This is a genomic window from Leifsonia sp. NPDC080035 (assembly GCF_040050925.1).
Classification (GTDB): domain Bacteria; phylum Actinomycetota; class Actinomycetes; order Actinomycetales; family Microbacteriaceae; genus Leifsonia.
The window spans coordinates 1,268,220-1,287,094 of sequence record NZ_CP157390.1 but is presented as its reverse complement, the minus strand read 5'-3'; the positions used below and the strand labels follow the sequence as shown (position 1 = coordinate 1,287,094).

Here is an 18,875-nt window from a genome sequence, read left to right as displayed (position 1 = left end):
AAGAAAGGGAGGCGATGGCGCCCACATCCCCGTCACGCACCGACGTGAACCGCACGGCCCTCCTGGCGCACCTCGGTGCACAGGGACCCGCATCCCGGGCCGAGCTCGCGCGGCGTCTCGGCGTCTCCCCGGCGCTCGTCACCCAGCTGACCCGCGACCTGCTCGCCGACGGCCTCATCGAGGAGCTGGAGCACTCGAGCTCCGGCGGCGGCCGCCCGGCGCGGATGCTCGGCCTCGTCTCGCGCACGGCGTCCTCCATCGGAGTGAAGGTCGCGCCCGACCACATCGCGTTCGTGGAGGTCGGGATCGACGGCTCCGTCATCCGCTCGGCGACCGAGCCGTTCGATGCGGTGTCGCCGCTCGCGGCATCCGGACTTGTCGAGCGCCTTCGCGCGTTCATCGACGCGGGCGACGGCAGCCGCCTGCTCGGCGTCGGCGTCGGCCTGCCCGGCACGGTGCTGGAGCAGGGGGTCGGCGTCGTCGACTCCACCCAGCTGCGCTGGAACCAGGTGCCGCTCGGGGCGACCCTCCGCCGCGCCCTCGACCTGCCCGTCGTGGTCGAGAACAACGTCAACGCCCTCAGCGTCGCCGAGAAGCTCTTCGGCCAGGGCAGGGACTGCGAGGACTTCCTCGTCGTCACCATCGGCAACGGCGTCGGCGCCGGGGTCGTGGCCGGCGGCTCCATCCTGCGCGGACGGTCCGGCGGCGCAGGCGACATCGGCCACGTGCCGGTCGTCGAGGACGGCCCCCTCTGCCAGTGCGGCAACCACGGCTGCCTGGAGGCGATCGTCGGCCAGGGCGCGCTCGTCGCCGCAGGCCGCGCCGCCGGTGCGATCGCCGCAGACGGCGGCATCGACGACCTCCGGGCCGCGGCGGACGCGGGCGACGAGCGCGCCCAGCGCGTGTTCGCGGACGCCGGGCGCGTCTTCGGCCGGGCGCTCGCCGGGGTGGTCAACGTGCTCGACCCCGAGCTCGTCGTCCTCCTCGGCGAGGGCGTTGAGGCGTGGGCGCACTGGGCGGGGACCTTCGAGCCGGCGCTGCGCGCCTCGCTCGTCCCCGGCAAGCGCGGCGTCGCGGTCGCGGTCGAGAGCTGGCAGGACGACCGCTGGGCGCAGGGCGCCGCCGCGCTCGTGCTCGCCACCCCGTTCGACGCGGACGGCGTGGCCGGCGAGCAGGGCCGCCTGGTGCGCGAGCGGCTGGTGTCCACCGCGGGAGGCCGCTGATGGCCATCTCCGCCGTGCGACCCGATGCGGTCGCCTCGAACCGGCCGGGCGGGACGCGCCCCGCGCGCACGCGGCCGCTGAAGCGCAGGCTGGCGTACGCGGCCACGGTCGCGGTCTTCCTGCTGCCGAGCCTCATCCCGCTGCTGGCGTTCGTGATCGGCCCGATGATCTCCGCCGCGTGGACGAGCCTCCACGAGTGGAACCTGATCGGCGACATGAAATGGGTGGGCTTCGACAACTATGCGCACCTGATCTCGGACCCGGCGACGCAGCAGGCGTTCCTGCACACGATCTACTACATCGTCGGTTACCTGCCCCTGGTCTACGTCGGCGGTCTCGCACTGGCCCTGGCGCTCAACTCCAAGCTGAAGGGCCGCTCGTTCCTGCGCGGCGTCTACTTCCTCCCCGTCGTCACAAGCTGGGTGGTGGTCGCGCTGGTCTGGCGGTGGCTGCTCAACCCGAGCGTCGGGGTGGTCAACTACCTGCTCGGCCTGGTCGGGATCGATGGCCCCGGCTGGTGGACGGATCCGGCCTGGTCGATGCCGTCGATCATCCTGGCATCGGCGTGGAAGGACCTCGGCTTCGTCATGGTGATCCTGCTCGCGGGTCTCCAGACCATCAACCCTGACCTCTACGAGGCGGCCGAGATCGACGGCGCCGGATGGTGGCGGCGGCTGTTCAGCATCACGCTGCCGATGCTGTCCCCCTCGACCTTCTTCGTGATCGTGCTCTCGCTCATCAACGGCTTCCAGGTCTTCGACCAGGTGTACGTGATGACAGGGGGCGGCCCCAACAACTCCAGCCAGGTCGTCGTGCAGCAGGTCTACGACCTCACCTTCCGCTACGGCCAGGCCGGGATGGCGTCCGCGCTCTCCTGGCTGCTGTTCCTCGTCATCCTCGTGGTCACCCTCGTGCAGTTCTACGGGCAGAAGAAGTGGGTGAACTATGCGTAGCCCGGTCGCGAAGACGCTCCTCTACGTCGCCGTCGTGGTCGGCGCGCTGGTGATGATCTTCCCGTTCGTCTGGACGGTCGTCACCTCGATCAGCCCCGGCGCGAGCCTGACCACCACGCCGAAGCTCATCCCGGACAACGCCTCGCTCGCCCCATACATCCAGCTGTTCGAGCGCGTGCCGTTCGCGCAGGTGATCCTGAACTCGCTGATCATCGCGGTGATCAGCACGGTGTTCCAGCTGGTGACCAGCGCGATGGCCGCCTACGTGTTCGCGCGGCTGCCGTTCCGCGGCCGCGGCGCGATCTTCCTGCTGTACCTGGCGACGATGATGATCCCGTTCCAGGTGCTGATCGTTCCGCTGTTCGTGGAGATGAAGTCGCTCGGCCTCGTCAACACCTACGCCGGCGCCATCCTGCCGACCATCGCCTCCGCGTTCGGTGTCTTCCTGCTCCGGCAGGCGATGAGCACGGTGCCCTCCGAGCTCGACCAGGCGGCGACGCTGGACGGGGCGGGACACTTCCGGGTGTTCTTCCAGATCATGCTGCCGCTCGTGCGCCCGGCACTCGCCACCCTCGCGGTGTTCGGCTTCCTGAACACCTGGAACAGCTTCCTCTGGCCGCTCATCATCCTGCGCGACCCGCTCATGCAGACCCTCCCGGTCGCCCTGTCCAGTCTGCAGGGCCAGTACTCCACCCAGTGGGACGTGCTGATGGCCGGCTCCGTCATCAGCATCCTGCCGATGTTCGCGCTCTACGTCTTCGCCCAGAAGTACATCGTCCAGGGCGTCGCGGGCACCGGCCTCAAGTAGGCCGCCCGACCCATCCCTCACCGACCCATCCCCATCACACGCACCCCCACCCGAAGAACCCCCTGCATCGAAGGAGATCGCACTCACATGAAGAAGTCACTCGTCGCCGGCGTCGCCGTCGCCGCGCTCGCCGCGGTCGGCCTGGCCGGCTGCTCGTCCTCCGGCGGATCGGACGGCGGCAAGGCCACCGTCACGTACTCCAACTTCATCTCCAACGGCGGAAACGAGAAGAACCTCACCGCCATCGTCGACGCGTTCGAGAAGGCCAACCCCGACATCACGGTGAAGGTCACCACCACCGACTACGCGAACTACTTCACCAAGCTGCAGACCGACCTCTCGGCCGGCACGCAGTCCGACGTGTTCGACGTGGATGCGGGCAGCTACGCCACCTACCAGTCCGACGGCGTTCTCGCCGCGCTCGATGGCGTCGACGCGTCGAAGTACCGCACCTCGGTGCTCGACACCTACAAGACCGACGGCAAGCAGTACGGCTTGCCCACCTCGTTCTCGAACGTCGTGCTGTTCTACAACAAGGACCTCTTCGACAAGGCGGGCGTCTCCTACCCGACCAAGGACTGGACCTGGGCCGACGAGAAGGCCGCGGCCGAGAAGCTGACGAACAAGGCCGCCGGCGTCTGGGGCGACTACCAGCCGGTCTCGTACAACGAGTACTACAAGGCCGTGCAGCAGGCCGGCGGCGAGTTCCTCAGCTCCGACGGCAAGAAGGCCGCGTTCGACGACGCGGCGGGCACGAAGGCCGCGGACTGGATCGCCGGGAAGTCGGGCACCGTGATGCCGACCGCGGCCGACGGCGCCGGCACCGCCGACTTCGACACCAACCTGTTCAAGGCAGGCAAGCTCGCCATGTGGCACACCGGCATCTGGATGTTCTCGACGCTCGGGACGCTTCCGTTCGGCTGGGACGTGCAGGTGGAGCCGGGCGACACCCAGAAGGCGAGCGCTACATTCTCGAACGCCGTCGTCGTCTCCAAGGACGCGAAGAACAAGGCCGCGGCGCAGAAGTGGGCCGAGTACCTCTCCAGCTCCAAGGAGATGGTGGACGTCCGCCTCAAGGCCGGCTGGGAGCTGCCCGCGATCAGCGATGACGCCCTGCTCAAGCCGTACCTGACCGCGGGCGCCCCGGCGAACCGCCAGGCCGTCTTCGACTCGCTCGAGCACGTCGCCGTCGCCCCGCAGCTCGGCGCGAACTCGCAGAAGATCCAGGACGACGTGACCAACGCCCTCGGTGAGATCGCCGCGGGCCGCCAGAAGACCGCGGACGCCATCCCGTCGACGGCCGACCAGGTCACCTCCCTGCTCAAGTGACACCGCTCCCGGCCGCGCCCGTTCCCCCACGGGCGCGGCCGGGTCCTCCCCTCGACCCCGGAAGAACCCCGTGCACCGCTACACCGCCTCCCGCCTCGCCGAGCACAGCCTCGCGCTGATCGCGGACCTCCAGACGCCCGAGGGCGCCTACCCGGCGAGCCCCACCTTCTCCGCGTACACCGGCTACTGCTGGTTCCGCGACGGATCGTTCATCGCCGACGGCGTCTCCGCCGCCGGGGACACGGACGGGCCGACCCGGTTCTTCGACTGGTGCGCTGGCGTGCTGCGCAGGCGCGCCGACCACATCCGCTGGATCGTCGCGGAGTCGCGCGCCGGACGGCCGCCGGAGGGGTCGCAGATGCTGCCCGCCCGGTTCACGTTCGCCGGCGAGGACGGCGCCGACGAGTGGTGGGACTTCCAGCTCGACGGCTACGGCACCTGGCTGTGGGCGCTCGTGGAGCACGCCGACAGGCACGGTGTGGAGGCGGAACGCTGGCGCGACGCCGTCGAGCTGACGGTGGACTACCTCACCGCGTCCTGGCAGCGTCCCTGCTACGACTGGTGGGAGGAGCACAGCGAGCACGTGCACGTGTCGACGCTCGCCTGCGTCGCCGCCGGGCTGGACGCGGTCACGGACGCCGGATTGGTCGAGGGGACGCGCGCCGACGAGGCGCGCGTCGCCTCCCTCGCCATCCACGGACTGGTCGTCGAGCGCGGCGTGCGCGCCGGCCACCTCGTGAAGTGGCTGGGCAGCACCGCCGTTGACGGCAGCCTCGCCGCCGCGCTCGCCCCGCTCGGCTTCGTGAGCGCCCGCTCCGAACTCGGCGCGGGCACGATCGACCTGCTCGAGCGCCACCTCACCGTCGACGGCGGCACACACCGCTACCTCGGCGACACCTTCTACGGCGGCGGGCGCTGGCCGCTGCTCGGCTGCTTCCTCGGCCTGGCGCAGCTGGAGGCGGGGGACCGCTCCCGCGCGGTCGAGCTCTACGAGTTCGCCGCCTCCACCGCAACGCCCGGCCTCGACCTGCCCGAGCAGGTCGACGGCCACCTGCTCGCGCCGCGGATGCGCCAGGAGTGGCTCGACCGCTGGGGCACGGTGGCGACGCCGCTGCTCTGGAGCCACGCGATGCTGCTGCGCCTCGGCGTCGCGCTCGACGCGTCCGCGTCTCCCGCGCCGTCCGCCGCCTCCCGCACCTCCCAGCCCGTCCAGGAAGGACTCGCCCGATGATCCGACACCGGCCCGCCGGCTCCGGTCACCCGTACTCCGTCGACACCGAACAGCGCTGGCCCGTGGTCCCCGAGGCCGGCCGCACCGCGACCCTCGGCGTGCGCGCCGACGCCTCCGTGAACGCGGTGGCGGTCGAGCTCGTGTGGCGCCCAGACGCGGGCACCGCGGAATCCTGGGAGCTGCCGCTCGAGCGCGTCGCGACCACCTCCCGCGGCCGCGTCACGGACGGCGGCCACCTCGCCTCGGCGCAGGCCCGGCTGGCGCGCGCCGTCGGCGGCTGGCAGGCGACGACACCGGAGCTGCGCGCCGGCGGGGAGTACCGCTACCGGTTCACCGCGACGCACGAGGACGGCCGGATCGAGCGCACCCGCTGGTTCGCGTTCCGCGCGGCCTCCTGGCGCGCGGCAGCCGACGCGGTCGTGCCCTCCGGCCGGTCCCGGGTCGTCGCAGGGAGCGTCTCCGTGCTCGACGACGGTGTGCGCATGCACCGCGTCCGGTTCTCGCTCCCGCTCGCGCCCGGCGAGCACGTCACCGGCTTCGGCGAACGCTACGACGCGATCGACCACACCGGGACCGAGCTCGACTCGGTCGTCTTCGAGCAGTACAAGAGTCAGGGGGCCGAGCGGAAGACGTACCTGCCGATGCCGTTCGCGCACGTCGTCGGCGGCGACGGCTGGGGCTTCCACGTCGACACCTCACGCCGGGTCTGGTTCGACCTGGGCGCGACGGACGCCGGCACGATCGCCGTGGAGGCGGAGACCGGTGAGGACGGCGTGCTCGCGGTCCGCTTCTTCGACGGCGACCCGCTCGCCGTCCTCAGCGGCTTCCTCGACGACGCCGGCCGCGCGGAGGAGCTCCCCGAGTGGGTGTTCCGGCTCTGGGCGAGCGGCAACGAGTGGAACACGCAGGCCGAGGTCATGCGGCAGATGGACCTGCACCGCGAGCACGACATCCCCGTCGGCTCCGTGGTGATCGAGGCGTGGAGCGACGAGAGCACGTTCACCGCGTTCCGGGACGCCCGTTACGCGGTCACCGAGGACGGCGCGCCGCACCGGCTGGCGGATTTCGAGTTCCCGGAGGACGGCGCCTGGCCCGACCCGAAGGGGATGGCCGACGAGCTGCACGCGCGCGACATCCGGCTCCACCTCTGGCAGATCCCGCTGCTGAAGATGCGTCCGCACCCGACGGGGCAGCTCGCCGCTGACGCCCGCGCGGCGATCGCCGAGGACGTGCTGATCGCCGAGCCGGCGCCGTCCGGGGGCACCCGCCCCTACCGCAACCGCGGCTGGTGGTTCCCGCTCGCGCTGATGCCCGACCTCACCGACGAGCGCGCCGCGCGCTGGTGGACGGAGAAGCGCCGGTACCTGGTGGAGGAGGTCGGCGTCGACGGCTTCAAGACCGACGGCGGCGAGCACGCCTGGGGCGCGGAGCTGGTCTACCTGGACGGCCGCCGCGGCGACGAGAAGAACGGCACGTTCCCCGTCGCCTACGCTGCCGCGTACGGCGACCTGCTGCGCTCGGCGGGCAAGGCGCCCGTCACGTTCAGCCGGGCGGGGTTCACCGGCTCCCAGGCGCACGGCGCGTTCTGGGCCGGCGACGAGAACTCGACCTGGGACGCCTTCCGCTGGTCGATGAACGCGGGCCTGTCCGCCGCCTCCTGCGGCATCGTCTACTGGGGCTGGGACATCGCGGGCTTCTCCGGCGAGATCCCCGACGCCGAACTGTACCTGCGGGCCACCGCGGCCAGCGTCTTCGTGCCGATCATGCAGTACCACTCGGAGTTCAACCACCACCGCACGCCCTCGCACGACCGGACGCCGTGGAACATCGCCGAGCGCACCGGCGACGACCGCGTGCTCCCGGTGTTCCGCTCGCTGGCGAAGCTGCGCGAGCGGCTGGTGCCGTACCTGGCCGCGTCCGCTGCGGACACCGTCCGCACCGACCGCCCGCTGATGCGGCCGCTGTTCTTCGACCACCCGGACGCGCCGGAGGTCTGGACCGCGACGCAGTGGATGCTCGGCGACGACCTGCTGGTCGCCCCGGTGCTCGAGCCGGGCGTCGACAGCTGGCCGGTCGCCCTGCCGGAGGGCGAGTGGACGGACGTCTGGACGGGCGAGACCGTGACCGGCGGCCGCACCGTGCGGGTGGACGCACCGATCGACCGCGTCCCGGTGTTCGCCCGCTCCGGCGCGTCGCCGGACCTGCTCGCGGTGTTCCGGCCGTGAGCGAGGCGGTCGCGGCGTTCGACGCCTACACGCGCCGGGTGGTCGGCTGGGCGCGGTCGGACGACCGCGTTCTCGGCGTCGCCCTGCTCGGCTCGGGCGCCGACCGCGACCGCATCGACGGCTGGTCCGACCACGACCTGCTGCTGCTCGCCGAGCCGGACGCCGTGCCGCGGCTCCGCGCCGACCTCGCCTGGCTCCCGGACGCGGAGCGGATCGCCGCCGTCGGCCACGAGTGGCACGACGGCGTGAAGGTGCTCTTCGACGACGGTCGCGTGCTCGAGCTCGGCGTCACCGATCCCGCGGGCCTGGCCCGCTTCCCGCTGGCGGCGGCCGCGATCGTGTACGACGCGGGACCGCTCGCCGCCGGTCTCGGCGCAGCACGCGCGGGGACGGAGACCCGGCGCCTGTCCGAGCCCGCCGACGCGGCGGCCGTGTTCCTCGTGGAGCTGGTCGTTGGCGTCGGCCGCGTGCGCCGCGGCGAACGGCTGAGCGGTGGCGACGTCATCCGGTCGGAGGCGGCGCTCACCCTCGCGGACCTGATCGTTGCGCGCTCCGGCGCGGGCCATCCCGATCCGTTCGACGGCTGGCGGCGGCTCGAGAGCGTCCATCCGGCGGCGGCGGAGCGGCTGGATGCGCTGCTGGCGCGCTCGCCGGAGGACGCGGCCCGCGGGCTGCTGGAGCTCGCGGAGGATGTGCTCGCGCCGGGCTGGGCGGACTGGCCGTCACGGGGCGCGGACGCGGTGCGCCGCCGGCTCGGCTGGCCGCTGTAGTCCCCGCGGAGGCCGGGCGCTAGGGTGTGCGCATGGCCGCCTCCGTGATCGTCGAGCGCACCGAGCGCATCCTGGTCGCCCCCGACCGGCTGCTGCCGATGATCGCGAACCTCCCGCAGTGGATCGAGTGGTCGCCGTGGGAGGGCACCGACCCCGGCATGGACCGCGAGTACGGCGGCGAGCCGGGGACGGTCGGCTCCAGCTATCGCTGGGAGGGCGACCGCAAGGCGGGCGCGGGGTCCATGCGGATCACGGCCGTCGACCCGGACGGCGTGAGCATCGACCTGCGGTTCACGCGGCCGTTCCGCTCGACGAGCGACATCCGGTTCGTGCTGGACGCGGAGGGCGACGACGCGACGCGCGTGATCTGGCGGATGGAGAGCCCGAAGACGTTCCTTTCGCGCTTCATCAACCTGGACAAGCTGGTGGGCCCGGACTTCGAGCGCGGCCTGCGCCAGCTGAAGCAGGTCGCGGAGTCCTGACCCCCGCGTTTCGCACCGCCTGCGCAGACCGCGGAAGGGCACGTCGTTGTCACTTTTCGCCCCGAAAAGCGACAACGACGTGCCCCTCGGTCGGCGAAGGGTGCCTGCGGGAGTCGCTAGCGTGAAGGGATGGCCCTTCCCCCGTTGCTCGTCGCGGCTGTCGCGCTGGTGCGCGATCGCCGCGTGCTGATGGTGACCGCCCGCGATCGGGACGTGTACTACATGCCGGGCGGAAAGATCGACCCGGGGGAGACCGCCGCCGAGGGCGCGGCGCGCGAGGCCCACGAGGAGGTGTCCCTGCGCCTGGACGCCGACGGGCTCGTGGAGCTCTTCGAGGTGCGCACGCAGGCGCACGGCGAGCCGGACGGCCGTGAGGTGCACATGCGCGTGTTCCGCGCGGAGACGGACGCGGATCCCGCCGCCTCCGCCGAGGTGGGCGCCCTGCACTGGGTCACGACCGCGGACGCCGACCGCTGCCCGCCCGCCGGCCGCGAGGTTCTGACCCGCCTCGCCGCCCTCGACCTCATCGACTGACGCTTCTCTCGCACCACCACATCGATTCGTCACGAATGCGCGGGATTCGTCACGAACGGCGCGCATTCGTGACGAATCGGGGTGGTGCCCCGGCCGCACTTTCCGTGTACTCGGCGGTGGGCGGGTGAGCGCGGTCGCTAGGGTGTGGATGTGAGCGAGAGCGTGCGCGTGCCGGGGGTCCGGGAGGTCGCGGCAGCGGCCGGGGTGTCGCGCCAGACCGTCTCGCGCGTGCTCAACGCGCACCCCAGCATCCGGCCGGAGACCCGCGAGCGCGTGCTCGCGGCCATGGCCGACCTCAACTTCCGCCCCAACCGCGCCGCCAGGATGCTCACGACCGCGCGCTCGCGCACACTCGGCGTGCTCGCGGCGTCGGCGTCGTCTCTGTTCGGTCCGGCCTCCAGCCTCGACGCCGTGGAGACGGCCGCGCGCGAGGCCGGCTACTTCGTGACCGTCGCGCACGCCGCCTCCCTCGACCGCGTGGGCCTCGAGGCCGCGCTGGATCACCTGCTCGCGCAGGCGGTGGAGGGCGTCATCGTCATCGCGCCGCAGGCGAGGGCGCAGGATGCGATGCGGGCGGTCGCGCTCGGCGTCCCCTCGGTCACGCTGCACGGAGCGGGCGTCTCGGGCGACGACGGCGTGTTCGTCGACCAGGTGGAGGGTGCGCGCCTCGCCACCCGCCGGCTGCTCGCCGGCGGCCACCGCAGGATCGCGCACCTGAGCGGTCCCGCCGACTGGTCCGAGGCGATCGCGCGCCGCGAAGGCTTCCTCGCGGAGATGGCAGAGGCCGGCGCGGCCGCGGACGCCGTCGTCTCGCGCGAGGGCGACTGGACCGCCGCCTCCGCCGCCGCGATCGCGGCCGAGCTGCTCGCCGACCAGAGCATCACCGCCGTGTTCTCCTCCAACGACCAGATGGCGCTCGGCGTGCTGCACGCCGCACGCGGGCTCGGGCGCCGGGTGCCGGAGGACCTCGCGGTGGTCGGCTTCGACGACATCCCGGAGGCCGCGTTCTTCGCCCCGCCGCTGACGACCGTGCGCCAGGACTTCGCCGAGCTGGGCCGCCGCTGCGTCGCGCGGCTGGTTGCCCACATCGAGGGCGGGACGCCCGGCGCCGTGGACCCGGTGCCCCCGCAGCTCGTGATCCGCGAGTCCGCGTAGCACTGTCGCGGCTCCGGCGTCCGGCGGGGGACATGTGGCGCACATGTCGGCTTCGGCGCGCTCGGAACCGCGATTTGGCGCAAATGTCCGGGCGGCTTGACACGGAGGTGGGGCGGTGGCTTAGGCTCGTCACGAACGTGTGACCGGTCACAACGAGGTGAGGATGAGGATGACGCTCGACGACGGCGCCGCCAGGAGCGCGATCGCGGAGGCCCGCACCGCCCTCGGCATCGAGTTCGGCTCGACGCGCATCAAGGCCTGCCTCGTGCTGCTGGATGACCCCGCCACCGTGCTCGCCGTCGGCGGCCACGAGTGGGAGAACGACTTCAGCGACCGGATGTGGACGTATCCGGTCGACGCGATCTGGTCGGGGCTGCAGGCCGCGTACGCGGACATGGCCGCCGACGCCGAGCGCCGCCACGGCGTGCGCCCGCAACGCCTCGGCGCGGTCGGCCTCTCGGCGATGATGCACGGCTACCTCGCGTTCGACGCGGACGGCGAGCTGCTCGTCCCGTTCCGCACCTGGCGCAACACGACGACCGGTCCGGCGGCCGCCGAACTGTCCGTGCTGCTCGGGGTCAACATCCCGCTGCGCTGGTCGATCGCCCACCTGCACCAGGCCGTCCTCGACGAGGAGCCGCACCTCGCGCGCCTCGACTCGATCAACACACTGGCCGGCTACGTGCACCAGCGCCTCACCGGGCGGCGGGTGCTCGGCGTCGGCGACGCATCCGGGATGTTCCCGATCGACCCCGCCACCTCCGACTACGACGCCGAGCTGATCGCCCGCTACGACGGACTCGCGGCCGGGCGCATCCCGGCGCTGCGAACGCTGCTCCCCGAGTCCCTCCGGGCGGGCCGCGCGGCGGGCGAGCTCACCGCCGAGGGCGCTGCACTGCTTGACCCCTCGGGGACGCTGCGCCCCGGCGCGCCGTTCTGCCCGCCGGAGGGCGACGCGGGAACCGGCATGGTCGCGACCAACTCGGTGGCGCCGCGCACCGGCAACGTCAGCGCGGGCACGAGCGTCTTCGCGATGGTCGTTCTCGAGAAGCCGCTCGCGCGAGTGCACGACGAGCTGGACGTGGTGACCACTCCCGCGGGCGACCCGGTGGCGATGGTGCACTGCAACAACGGTGCGAGCGAGCTCGCGGCGTGGGTGGGGCTGTTCGGCCGGTTCGCCGAGGCCGCGGGCGTCCCGCTCGACGCCGACGTCGTCTTCGAGACGCTGCTGCGCGAGGCGCTCGACGGCGAACCGGACGCGGGCGGACTGCTCGCCTACAACCACCTGGCGGGGGAGCCGATCGCCGGCCTCGCGGAGGGCCGGCCGCTGGTCGTCCGCACCCCCGACAGCCGGTTCACCCTCGGCGGCTTCATGCGCGCCCAGGTCTACGGCGTCTTCGGGACGCTGGCGCTCGGGATGCGCGTGCTGGCAGAGGAGGGCGTCGCGCTCGATCGGATGTTCGGGCACGGCGGCGTCTTCCGCACGGCCGGGGTCGCGCAGCGGTTCCTCGCCGGTGCGCTCGACGCTCCCGTCTCGATCGCGCACACCGCGTCCGAGGGCGGCGCGTGGGGCATCGCGGTGCTCGCCGCGTACGCCGCAAGCGCGAGATCGGGCGCAGCGCCGGACACCGGCGCGGACGCCGAACCGCTCCCGCTCGACCGCTATCTCGAGACCCGCGTCTTCGGCGGCTTCGACGTCGACACGGTCGCGCCGGACCCGGCCGACGTGGCCGGCTTCTCCGCCTACCTCGACCGCTACGAGGCCGGCCTCGCCGCCGAGCGCGCCGCCGTCGCGGCCATCCCGCTGAGAGCGGCGAGGCCCACCGAGAGCGACGAGAGCTGAGGAGCACCGTTCATGACCACCGAGCACGAGACCCCCACCGTCCGCGCCGTCCGGGAACGGGTCGCGGCGCTGCACGACGAGCTCGTCCGTTACGGCCTCGTCGTCTGGACCGGCGGCAACATCTCCGAGCGGGTGCCGGGCGAGGACCTCTTCGTGATCAAGCCGAGCGGCGTGGACTACGACGATCTCGCCCCCGAGAACATGATCCTGTGCACGCTCGACGGCGAGGTCGTGCCGGGATCGATCGGATGTGACCGGTCACCGTCGTCGGACACCGCCGCGCACGCCTACGTCTACCGGAACATGCCGGAGGTCGCGGGCGTCGTGCACACGCACTCCACCTACGCGACGGCCTGGGCAGCGCGCGCCGAACCCATCCCGTGCGTCATCACCGCCATGGCCGACGAGTTCGGCGGCGAGATCCCGATCGGCCCGTTCGCGATCATCGGCGACGACTCCATCGGCCGCGGCATCGTGCAGACCCTGACCGGCCACCGCAGCCGCGCCGTCCTGATGCAGAACCACGGTGTCTTCACCATCGGAAAGGATGCGCGCGACGCGGTCAAGGCGGCCGTGATGGCCGAGGACGTCGCCCGCACCGTGCACATCGCGCGCCAGGGCGGTCCGCTTGTGCCCATCCCGCAGGAGGCGATCGACCGTCTCTTCGACCGCTACCAGAACGTCTACGGACAGAACCCGGAAGGATCCCTCTCCTGATGCCGAAGCTCACCACCTCCCTCGAGCCGTACGAGGTCTGGTTCCTCACCGGCAGCCAGCACCTGTACGGGCCGGAGACGCTGGCCCAGGTCGCCGAGCAGTCCCGCGGGATCGCCGACCGGCTTGCCGCGTCCTCCGACGTGCCGGTGCGCGTCGTCTGGAAGCCGGTGCTCACCGACGCGGACGCGATCCGCCGCACGGCGCTGGAGGCGAACGCCGACGACCGGGTGATCGGCCTGATCGCCTGGATGCACACGTTCAGCCCGGCGAAGATGTGGATCGCCGGCCTCGACGCCCTGCAGAAGCCGCTGCTGCACTTCCACACCCAGGCGAACGTCGAGCTGCCGTGGGGCGAGATCGACTTCGACTTCATGAACCTCAACCAGGCCGCGCACGGCGACCGCGAGTTCGGGTACATCCAGACCCGGCTCGGCGTCCCGCGCACGACCGTGGTCGGTCACGTCAGCAGCCCCGTCGTCGCTTCCCGCATCGGCACCTGGATGCGCGCCGCGGCGGGCTGGGCGGCGACGCGTTCGCTGAAGCTCGCCCGCTTCGGAGACAACATGCGCTTCGTCGCTGTGACCGAGGGCGACAAGACCGAGGCCGAGCTGCGCCTCGGCGTGCAGGTGAACACCTGGGGCGTGAACGAGCTCGCGGAGGCGGTGTCCGCCGCCGCCGACGGCGACGTGGATGCGCTGGTCACCGAGTACGAGGACCTCTACGACGTCGCTCCCGAGCTCCGCCGCGGCGGCGACCGGCACCAGTCGCTGCGGGACGGCGCCGCGATCGAGCTCGGGCTGCGCGCCTTCCTGGAGGAGGGCGGCTTCGGTGCGTTCACCACGAGCTTCGAGGACCTGGGCGCGCTGAAGCAGCTGCCCGGCCTCGCGGTGCAGCGCCTGATGGCCGAGGGCTACGGCTTCGGTGCGGAGGGGGACTGGAAGACGGCCATCCTGGTGCGCGCGGCGAACGTGATGGGCGCGGGCCTGCCGGGCGGCGCCTCCCTCATGGAGGACTACACGTACGACCTCACGCCCGGCGACGAGCGCATCCTCGGCGCGCACATGCTCGAGGTCTCGCCGGCGCTGACCAGCGCGAAGCCGACGCTGGAGGTGCATCCCCTCGGGATCGGCGGCAAGGACGACCCGGTGCGCCTGGTGTTCACCGCGGACCCCGGACCCGCCGTCGTGGTCGCCCTCTCGGACATGCGCGACCGGTTCCGGCTGGTCGCGAACGTGGTCGAGGTCGTCGAGCCGACCGCACCGCTGCCGAAGCTGCCGGTGGGTCGCGCGGTGTGGAAGCCGGCCCCCGACTTCACGACCTCGGCGACCGCGTGGCTCGAGGCGGGCGCGGCGCACCACACCGTGATGAGCACCGCCGTCGGCATCCAGGCGTTCGAGGACTTCGCACGGATGGCCCGCACCGAGCTGCTGGTGATCGACGAGGACACGACGCTCCGCGGCTTCCAGCGCGAGCTCGACTGGAACGCCGCCTACTACCGCCTCGCCCGGGGCATCTGACCCCGGGCCCCGACTCCCGGCCGTCGGCATGTCATCGGCGTCGGCGGCCGGGCCCTCTCCCTCACCCCTTCACACCGAAACCGCCGAGTACGGAGATCCTCTCCGTACTCGGCGGTTTTGAGTGCACTTTCTGCGTAGTCGGCGGGTGCCGGGGGCCGCTAGATGCGCTCGACGGGTGCCTGGAGCTCAGTGACCCAGTCGGGACCGGGCTCGTGTCCGGTCGCCTCGAGATAGACCTCACGGGTGGGGCCGGACACGCGGTAGCCGTCGGCCACCAGCTGCTCGGTGAGCGCCATCCACGAGTCGCCGATCCCGGTCATGTCGCCGCGGTGCAGCAGCGTCGCGGCGAGCGGGACGGCGGGCAGGTCCACCACCGCGTAGCCATCGCCCGGGCGCGGCGGCGTTTCGGCGGGATACGAGATGTGCACCTGGAGCCGCTCGTCCTCGCGTGCCTCGTACCAGAACACCGACGGCTCCAGGATGGGGCGCCCCGCGGCCTGGAGCGCACGGTCCAGCTCGCCGATCAGGGGGCCGACCATGGGGCCGACGTATTCCGGCCCCATGCCGGGAGCGGTGGCGCTCACGGCGTAGACGGTGACCGCGTCCAGCGGCCGGTATTCGACGGGTGTCGACATGATCTCGATTCCTTCCAGTATCCGGAGGCGCCGCTCGACGCGGTCGAGCCGCGACCGGTCCTCGGCGATCCCCGCCTGCAGCTCGTTCCGGCGCTGCCGCAGCGCCGCCGACAGGGCGGGCCGCGGGTCGTCGGACGCGAGCACGGCGGCGATGGCGTCGAGGCCGACCCCGAGCTGCCGCAGCTCCACGACGAGCAGCAGGTCGCCCAGCTGCGCGTCCGAGTAGAAGCGGTAGCCGCTGCGCTCGTCCACGCGGGCGGGCGGCAGCAGGCCGATCGCGTCATAGTGCCGCAGCATCCTGACGCTGATCCGGCCGATCGCGGCGAACTCTCCGATGGTGTACATGTTGGAGACCACGCTCCAGCCTGACACGGTGTGAGGGTCAAGCACCCGCATCCCGGCTCTTGCCCGGCGCGTCGGTGCGGGCTTGGATGGCCCCATGAACATCCACCGGCAGATCGTCGTGTTCGACACCCCCGACCTCGACGGGGAGGCGGGCTTCTGGGCGCGTCTGCTCGGCGGCGAGGTCACCGACAGCGAGGACGAGGGCTGGCGCACGGTGCGCGTCGACGGTGAGCCGCGGCTCGGCTTCCAGCTCGCCCCGAACCACGAGCGGCCCCAGTGGCCGGACGGCGCCCAGCAGCAGCTGCACCTCGACCTGTACGTGGACGACATCCGCGAGGCGCACGAGCACGCCGTCGCCAGCGGCGCCCGGCTGCTGAGGCCGGCCCACGACCTGGACGCCGACGGCGGCTTCCAGGTCTACGAGGACCCGTCCGGCCACCCGTTCTGCCTCTGCTGGTGAGCGACGTGAACGGTCTCCCCTCGCTCGCGGTCACCGGGGTGACCGGGACCGTCGGCCGGCTCACCGCCGACGCCCTCGCCGACGCCGGCGTGCCGTTCCGGATGCTCGCGCGCTCCCCCGAGCGGGCTCCGCACTTCCCGAACAGCACCGTCGTCGCCTGCACCTACGGCGACGCGGTGGTCGCGCGGGCGGCGCTGGAGGGCGTCGACACGCTGCTGATGGTGTCGGCCGCCGAGAACGCGGACCGGCTGCGGGAGCACTTCGCCTTCCTGGCCGCGGCGGCCGACGCGGGCGTTGCGCACATCGTCTACACGTCCTTCTTCGGGGCGGCGCCGGACGCGACGTTCACCCTCGCGCGCGACCACTACGCGACCGAGCAGCGCATCCGTGAGACGGGCATCGCGCACACGTTCCTGCGCGACAACCTCTACCTCGACTTCGTCGAGCACATGATCGGCGACGACGGCGTGATCCGCGGCCCCGCCGACGGCGGGCGCGCCGCGATGGTCGCGCGGGCGGACGTCGCGCGCGTCGCGGCGGCGGTGCTGCAGCATCCCGACCGGCACGCGGGCGCGACCTACGATCTCACCGGACCGGAGGAGCTGACGATGGCCGAGGTCGCCGAGAAGCTCAGCGCGCACCTCGGCCGGGCGGTGTCGTTCCACGACGAGACCGTCGAGGAGGCGTACGAGTCGCGGAAGAAGTGGGACGCGCCGGACTGGCAGTACGACGCCTGGGTCTCCACGTACACGGCCATCGCCGCGGGCGAGCTGGCCGGGGTCAGCGGCGCGGTCGAGCGCGTGACCGGTCGCAGCCCCCTCTCGCTCGACGAGTACCTGGACACCCGCCCACGCTGACGGCCGCCGAGCACGCCGATAATACGCACGAAACCGCCGAGTACGCGGACGATCCACGTACCCGGCGGTTCGCTCGGGCGGGTGCTACCGCTGGTCGTCCCAGCCGTGGCGCGGCGGCTTCGGCCAGTGCGAGCCCGTCGGCACGACCGTGGCCACGGCGCCGGAGGCCGGGTCGAGCAGGACCTCGCGCTGCTGCGGGCGGAACCAGTCGAACAGACCGCCGATCGAGCCGGCGCGGGTGTCGAACGACGCGTCGCCGATCCGGCCGGTGCGCCAGTTCTGCTCGATGAAGCGCAGGACGCTGGCCTGCTCGATGGGGGCGTGGTCGATGCGGTTCTGAGCGGCGTACGGCGAGACCACCAGGAACGGCAGGCGCTGGCTCGGGCCGCAACGGTCGGCGTAGCCGCCGGCGACCTTCTTCACGCTCGTGCACACGGTCGAGTCGACGGCCGAGTCGTTCGAGCCGTTCGTCACCTTCGGGGCGACGTGGTCGTACCAGCCGTCCGAGTCGTCGTAGGTCACGACGACGGCGGTGCTCGACCAGCTGTCCGACTTCTGGATGGCGTTGATCTCGTTGACGAGGAACTTCTGCTCGTCCAGCGGGTCGGAGTAGGCCGCGTGGCCGTCCTGCGCCTCCGGGGCCTTCAGGAACGAGACGGCCGGGAGGTTGTCCGCCTTCAGGGCCGCGTCGAAGGAGGTCAGGTCGTACTGGTGGTTGGCCCGGTCGGTGTGCCCGATCGCCTTCACCGAGGTCGGCGCGAGGTGGTGCGGGTTGGACGTGGACTTGTAGTACGAGAACGGGTTGTGGTGCGGGGAGTAGTCCTTCGGGGTCGCGCCGCCGATGTTCGCGGTGGTCGCGTCGCACTTCGCGTAGCCGCCGCTGGTGCCGTCCCACGCGGTGGTCGGCGTGAAGCCGCCCTGGAACCACCCCCAGGTGACGCCGCGGGCGTTGAGCAGGTCGCCCACGTTCTTCCCGCTCATCCCGACGACGGCCGACGAGGAGGTGTGGTCGTTGTCGGAGCAGTCGTCGTAGGCGGGGTCGGGGTCGCCGATCACGGTGCCGACGTGCTGCGCGTCCGCCGACTGGACGGCCGTCGACGAGGCGAGCACGGCGCCGGTCTTCGGGTCGTACGCGGTGCCGCCGTGCGTCTGCCCGGAGACGAGGTTCAGCGCGCCTGGCGTCGACGGGCCGAACGTGGTGTCCCACATGTTGTCGCTCATCGCGTAGTTCTGGGCGTAGTTCCAGAGCCCGGTGACCGTGTTGCCGTCGTAGTAGTCCATCACCAGGCCCGGCTCGCCGAACGCGCCGGTGCAGGTGTCGGTCTCGGTCTTCTGGACGAACTGGTCCATCTTCCCGCCGTTCACGGCGGCCTGCTCGGCGGCGTAGCTGTGGTTCTGGTCGCAGGTGAGCGCCTGCGCCGGGGAGAGCCGCGACGGCGGGTACAGGTTGGGGTTGTTCGTGAGCGTCCCGCTGGTGACGAGCGTGTTCGCCTTCGGGGTGTTCTTCGCCGCCGTGAACGTGGTCCCGTCGGTGTTCGCGGCCGTCGGGTAGGTGCCGAAGTAGTGGTCGAACGAGATGTTCTCGTCGAAGATCACGACGAGGTGCTTGATCGGCGTCTGGGTCTGGATGGAGTGGTCGGGCGTCCCGTGACCGGGAGACGCGATCGCGGGCGCGCCCGCGAGGATGCCGGCGCCGGCGAGCGCTGCGGCGCCGGCCAGGGCGAGGCCGGCGAGTCCGGCCGGGCTGCGGCGCAGACGGGGGAGTCTGAACACGATTCCTGCTTCCTTCTC

The 18,875-nt window shown here is 72.1% G+C and carries 17 protein-coding genes; 15 read left to right on the top strand and 2 right to left on the bottom strand.

The window, feature by feature from the left end; translation table 11 throughout:
- Positions 1-14: 14 nt before the first annotated feature.
- From AAME72_RS06230 to araA, 13 genes are all read left to right on the top strand, one after another.
- The gene (locus AAME72_RS06230; RefSeq protein WP_348789374.1) at positions 15-1,223 is read left to right on the top strand and encodes an ROK family protein; all 1,209 of its coding nucleotides are present in this window, start codon (positions 15-17) and stop codon (positions 1,221-1,223) included.
- The gene (locus AAME72_RS06225) at positions 1,223-2,176 is read left to right on the top strand and encodes a sugar ABC transporter permease (RefSeq protein ID WP_348789373.1); all 954 of its coding nucleotides are present in this window, start codon (positions 1,223-1,225) and stop codon (positions 2,174-2,176) included. Before AAME72_RS06230 ends, AAME72_RS06225 begins: the two co-directional genes overlap by 1 nt.
- Positions 2,169-2,984 carry a carbohydrate ABC transporter permease gene (locus tag AAME72_RS06220; RefSeq protein ID WP_348789372.1) on the top strand — a complete coding sequence of 272 codons (816 nt, stop codon included), beginning with the start codon at positions 2,169-2,171 and terminating at the stop codon, positions 2,982-2,984. The genes AAME72_RS06225 and AAME72_RS06220 overlap by 8 nt, the downstream gene beginning before the upstream one ends.
- Positions 2,985-3,071: 87 nt before the next feature.
- On the top strand, positions 3,072-4,313 hold the full coding sequence (locus AAME72_RS06215) for a sugar ABC transporter substrate-binding protein (protein ID WP_348789371.1): 1,242 nt from the start codon (positions 3,072-3,074) through the stop codon (positions 4,311-4,313).
- Positions 4,314-4,383: 70 nt separating this feature from the next.
- A complete protein-coding gene (locus AAME72_RS06210) occupies positions 4,384-5,544 on the top strand; it encodes a glycoside hydrolase family 15 protein (RefSeq protein ID WP_348789370.1) in 1,161 nt (386 codons plus the stop codon).
- On the top strand, positions 5,541-7,769 hold the full coding sequence (locus tag AAME72_RS06205; RefSeq protein WP_348789369.1) for a TIM-barrel domain-containing protein: 2,229 nt from the start codon (positions 5,541-5,543) through the stop codon (positions 7,767-7,769). Before AAME72_RS06210 ends, AAME72_RS06205 begins: the two co-directional genes overlap by 4 nt.
- On the top strand, positions 7,766-8,539 hold the full coding sequence (locus tag AAME72_RS06200) for a hypothetical protein (RefSeq protein ID WP_348789368.1): 774 nt from the start codon (positions 7,766-7,768) through the stop codon (positions 8,537-8,539). The genes AAME72_RS06205 and AAME72_RS06200 overlap by 4 nt, the downstream gene beginning before the upstream one ends.
- Positions 8,540-8,571: 32 nt before the next feature.
- On the top strand, positions 8,572-9,021 hold the full coding sequence (locus tag AAME72_RS06195) for an SRPBCC family protein (protein WP_348789367.1): 450 nt from the start codon (positions 8,572-8,574) through the stop codon (positions 9,019-9,021).
- A gap of 129 nt (positions 9,022-9,150) precedes the next feature.
- Positions 9,151-9,555 (top strand): NUDIX domain-containing protein, encoded by a 405-nt coding sequence (locus AAME72_RS06190; RefSeq protein WP_348789366.1) that lies wholly within the window; start codon positions 9,151-9,153, stop codon positions 9,553-9,555.
- A 150-nt stretch (positions 9,556-9,705) separates the two neighbouring features.
- Complete coding sequence (locus AAME72_RS06185; protein WP_348789365.1) at positions 9,706-10,710, top strand: LacI family DNA-binding transcriptional regulator; 1,005 nt, start codon at positions 9,706-9,708, stop codon at positions 10,708-10,710.
- A 169-nt stretch (positions 10,711-10,879) separates the two neighbouring features.
- A complete protein-coding gene (locus AAME72_RS06180; RefSeq protein WP_348789364.1) occupies positions 10,880-12,553 on the top strand; it encodes an FGGY-family carbohydrate kinase in 1,674 nt (557 codons plus the stop codon).
- A gap of 12 nt (positions 12,554-12,565) precedes the next feature.
- Complete coding sequence (locus AAME72_RS06175) at positions 12,566-13,270, top strand: L-ribulose-5-phosphate 4-epimerase (protein ID WP_348789363.1); 705 nt, start codon at positions 12,566-12,568, stop codon at positions 13,268-13,270.
- The gene (gene araA / locus AAME72_RS06170) at positions 13,270-14,787 is read left to right on the top strand and encodes an L-arabinose isomerase (protein ID WP_348789362.1); all 1,518 of its coding nucleotides are present in this window, start codon (positions 13,270-13,272) and stop codon (positions 14,785-14,787) included. Before AAME72_RS06175 ends, araA begins: the two co-directional genes overlap by 1 nt.
- A 158-nt stretch (positions 14,788-14,945) precedes the next feature.
- On the opposite strand, the gene AAME72_RS06165 is transcribed toward araA, so the two are convergent.
- The gene (locus AAME72_RS06165; protein ID WP_348789361.1) at positions 14,946-15,794 is read right to left on the bottom strand and encodes a MerR family transcriptional regulator; all 849 of its coding nucleotides are present in this window, start codon (positions 15,792-15,794) and stop codon (positions 14,946-14,948) included.
- 67 nt (positions 15,795-15,861) lie between these two features.
- Between AAME72_RS06165 and AAME72_RS06160 the strand changes: the two genes are divergently transcribed.
- Positions 15,862-16,227 (top strand): VOC family protein, encoded by a 366-nt coding sequence (locus tag AAME72_RS06160; protein WP_348789360.1) that lies wholly within the window; start codon positions 15,862-15,864, stop codon positions 16,225-16,227.
- A 5-nt stretch (positions 16,228-16,232) separates the two neighbouring features.
- Positions 16,233-17,084 (top strand): NAD(P)H-binding protein, encoded by an 852-nt coding sequence (locus tag AAME72_RS06155; RefSeq protein WP_348790097.1) that lies wholly within the window; start codon positions 16,233-16,235, stop codon positions 17,082-17,084.
- Between the two features lie 84 nt (positions 17,085-17,168).
- Here the strand turns inward: AAME72_RS06155 and AAME72_RS06150 are convergent, their stop codons facing one another.
- Entirely contained in the window at positions 17,169-18,857 is a 1,689-nt protein-coding gene (locus AAME72_RS06150; protein ID WP_348789359.1) for an alkaline phosphatase family protein, read from the bottom strand.
- Between the last annotated feature and the right edge of the window lie 18 nt (positions 18,858-18,875).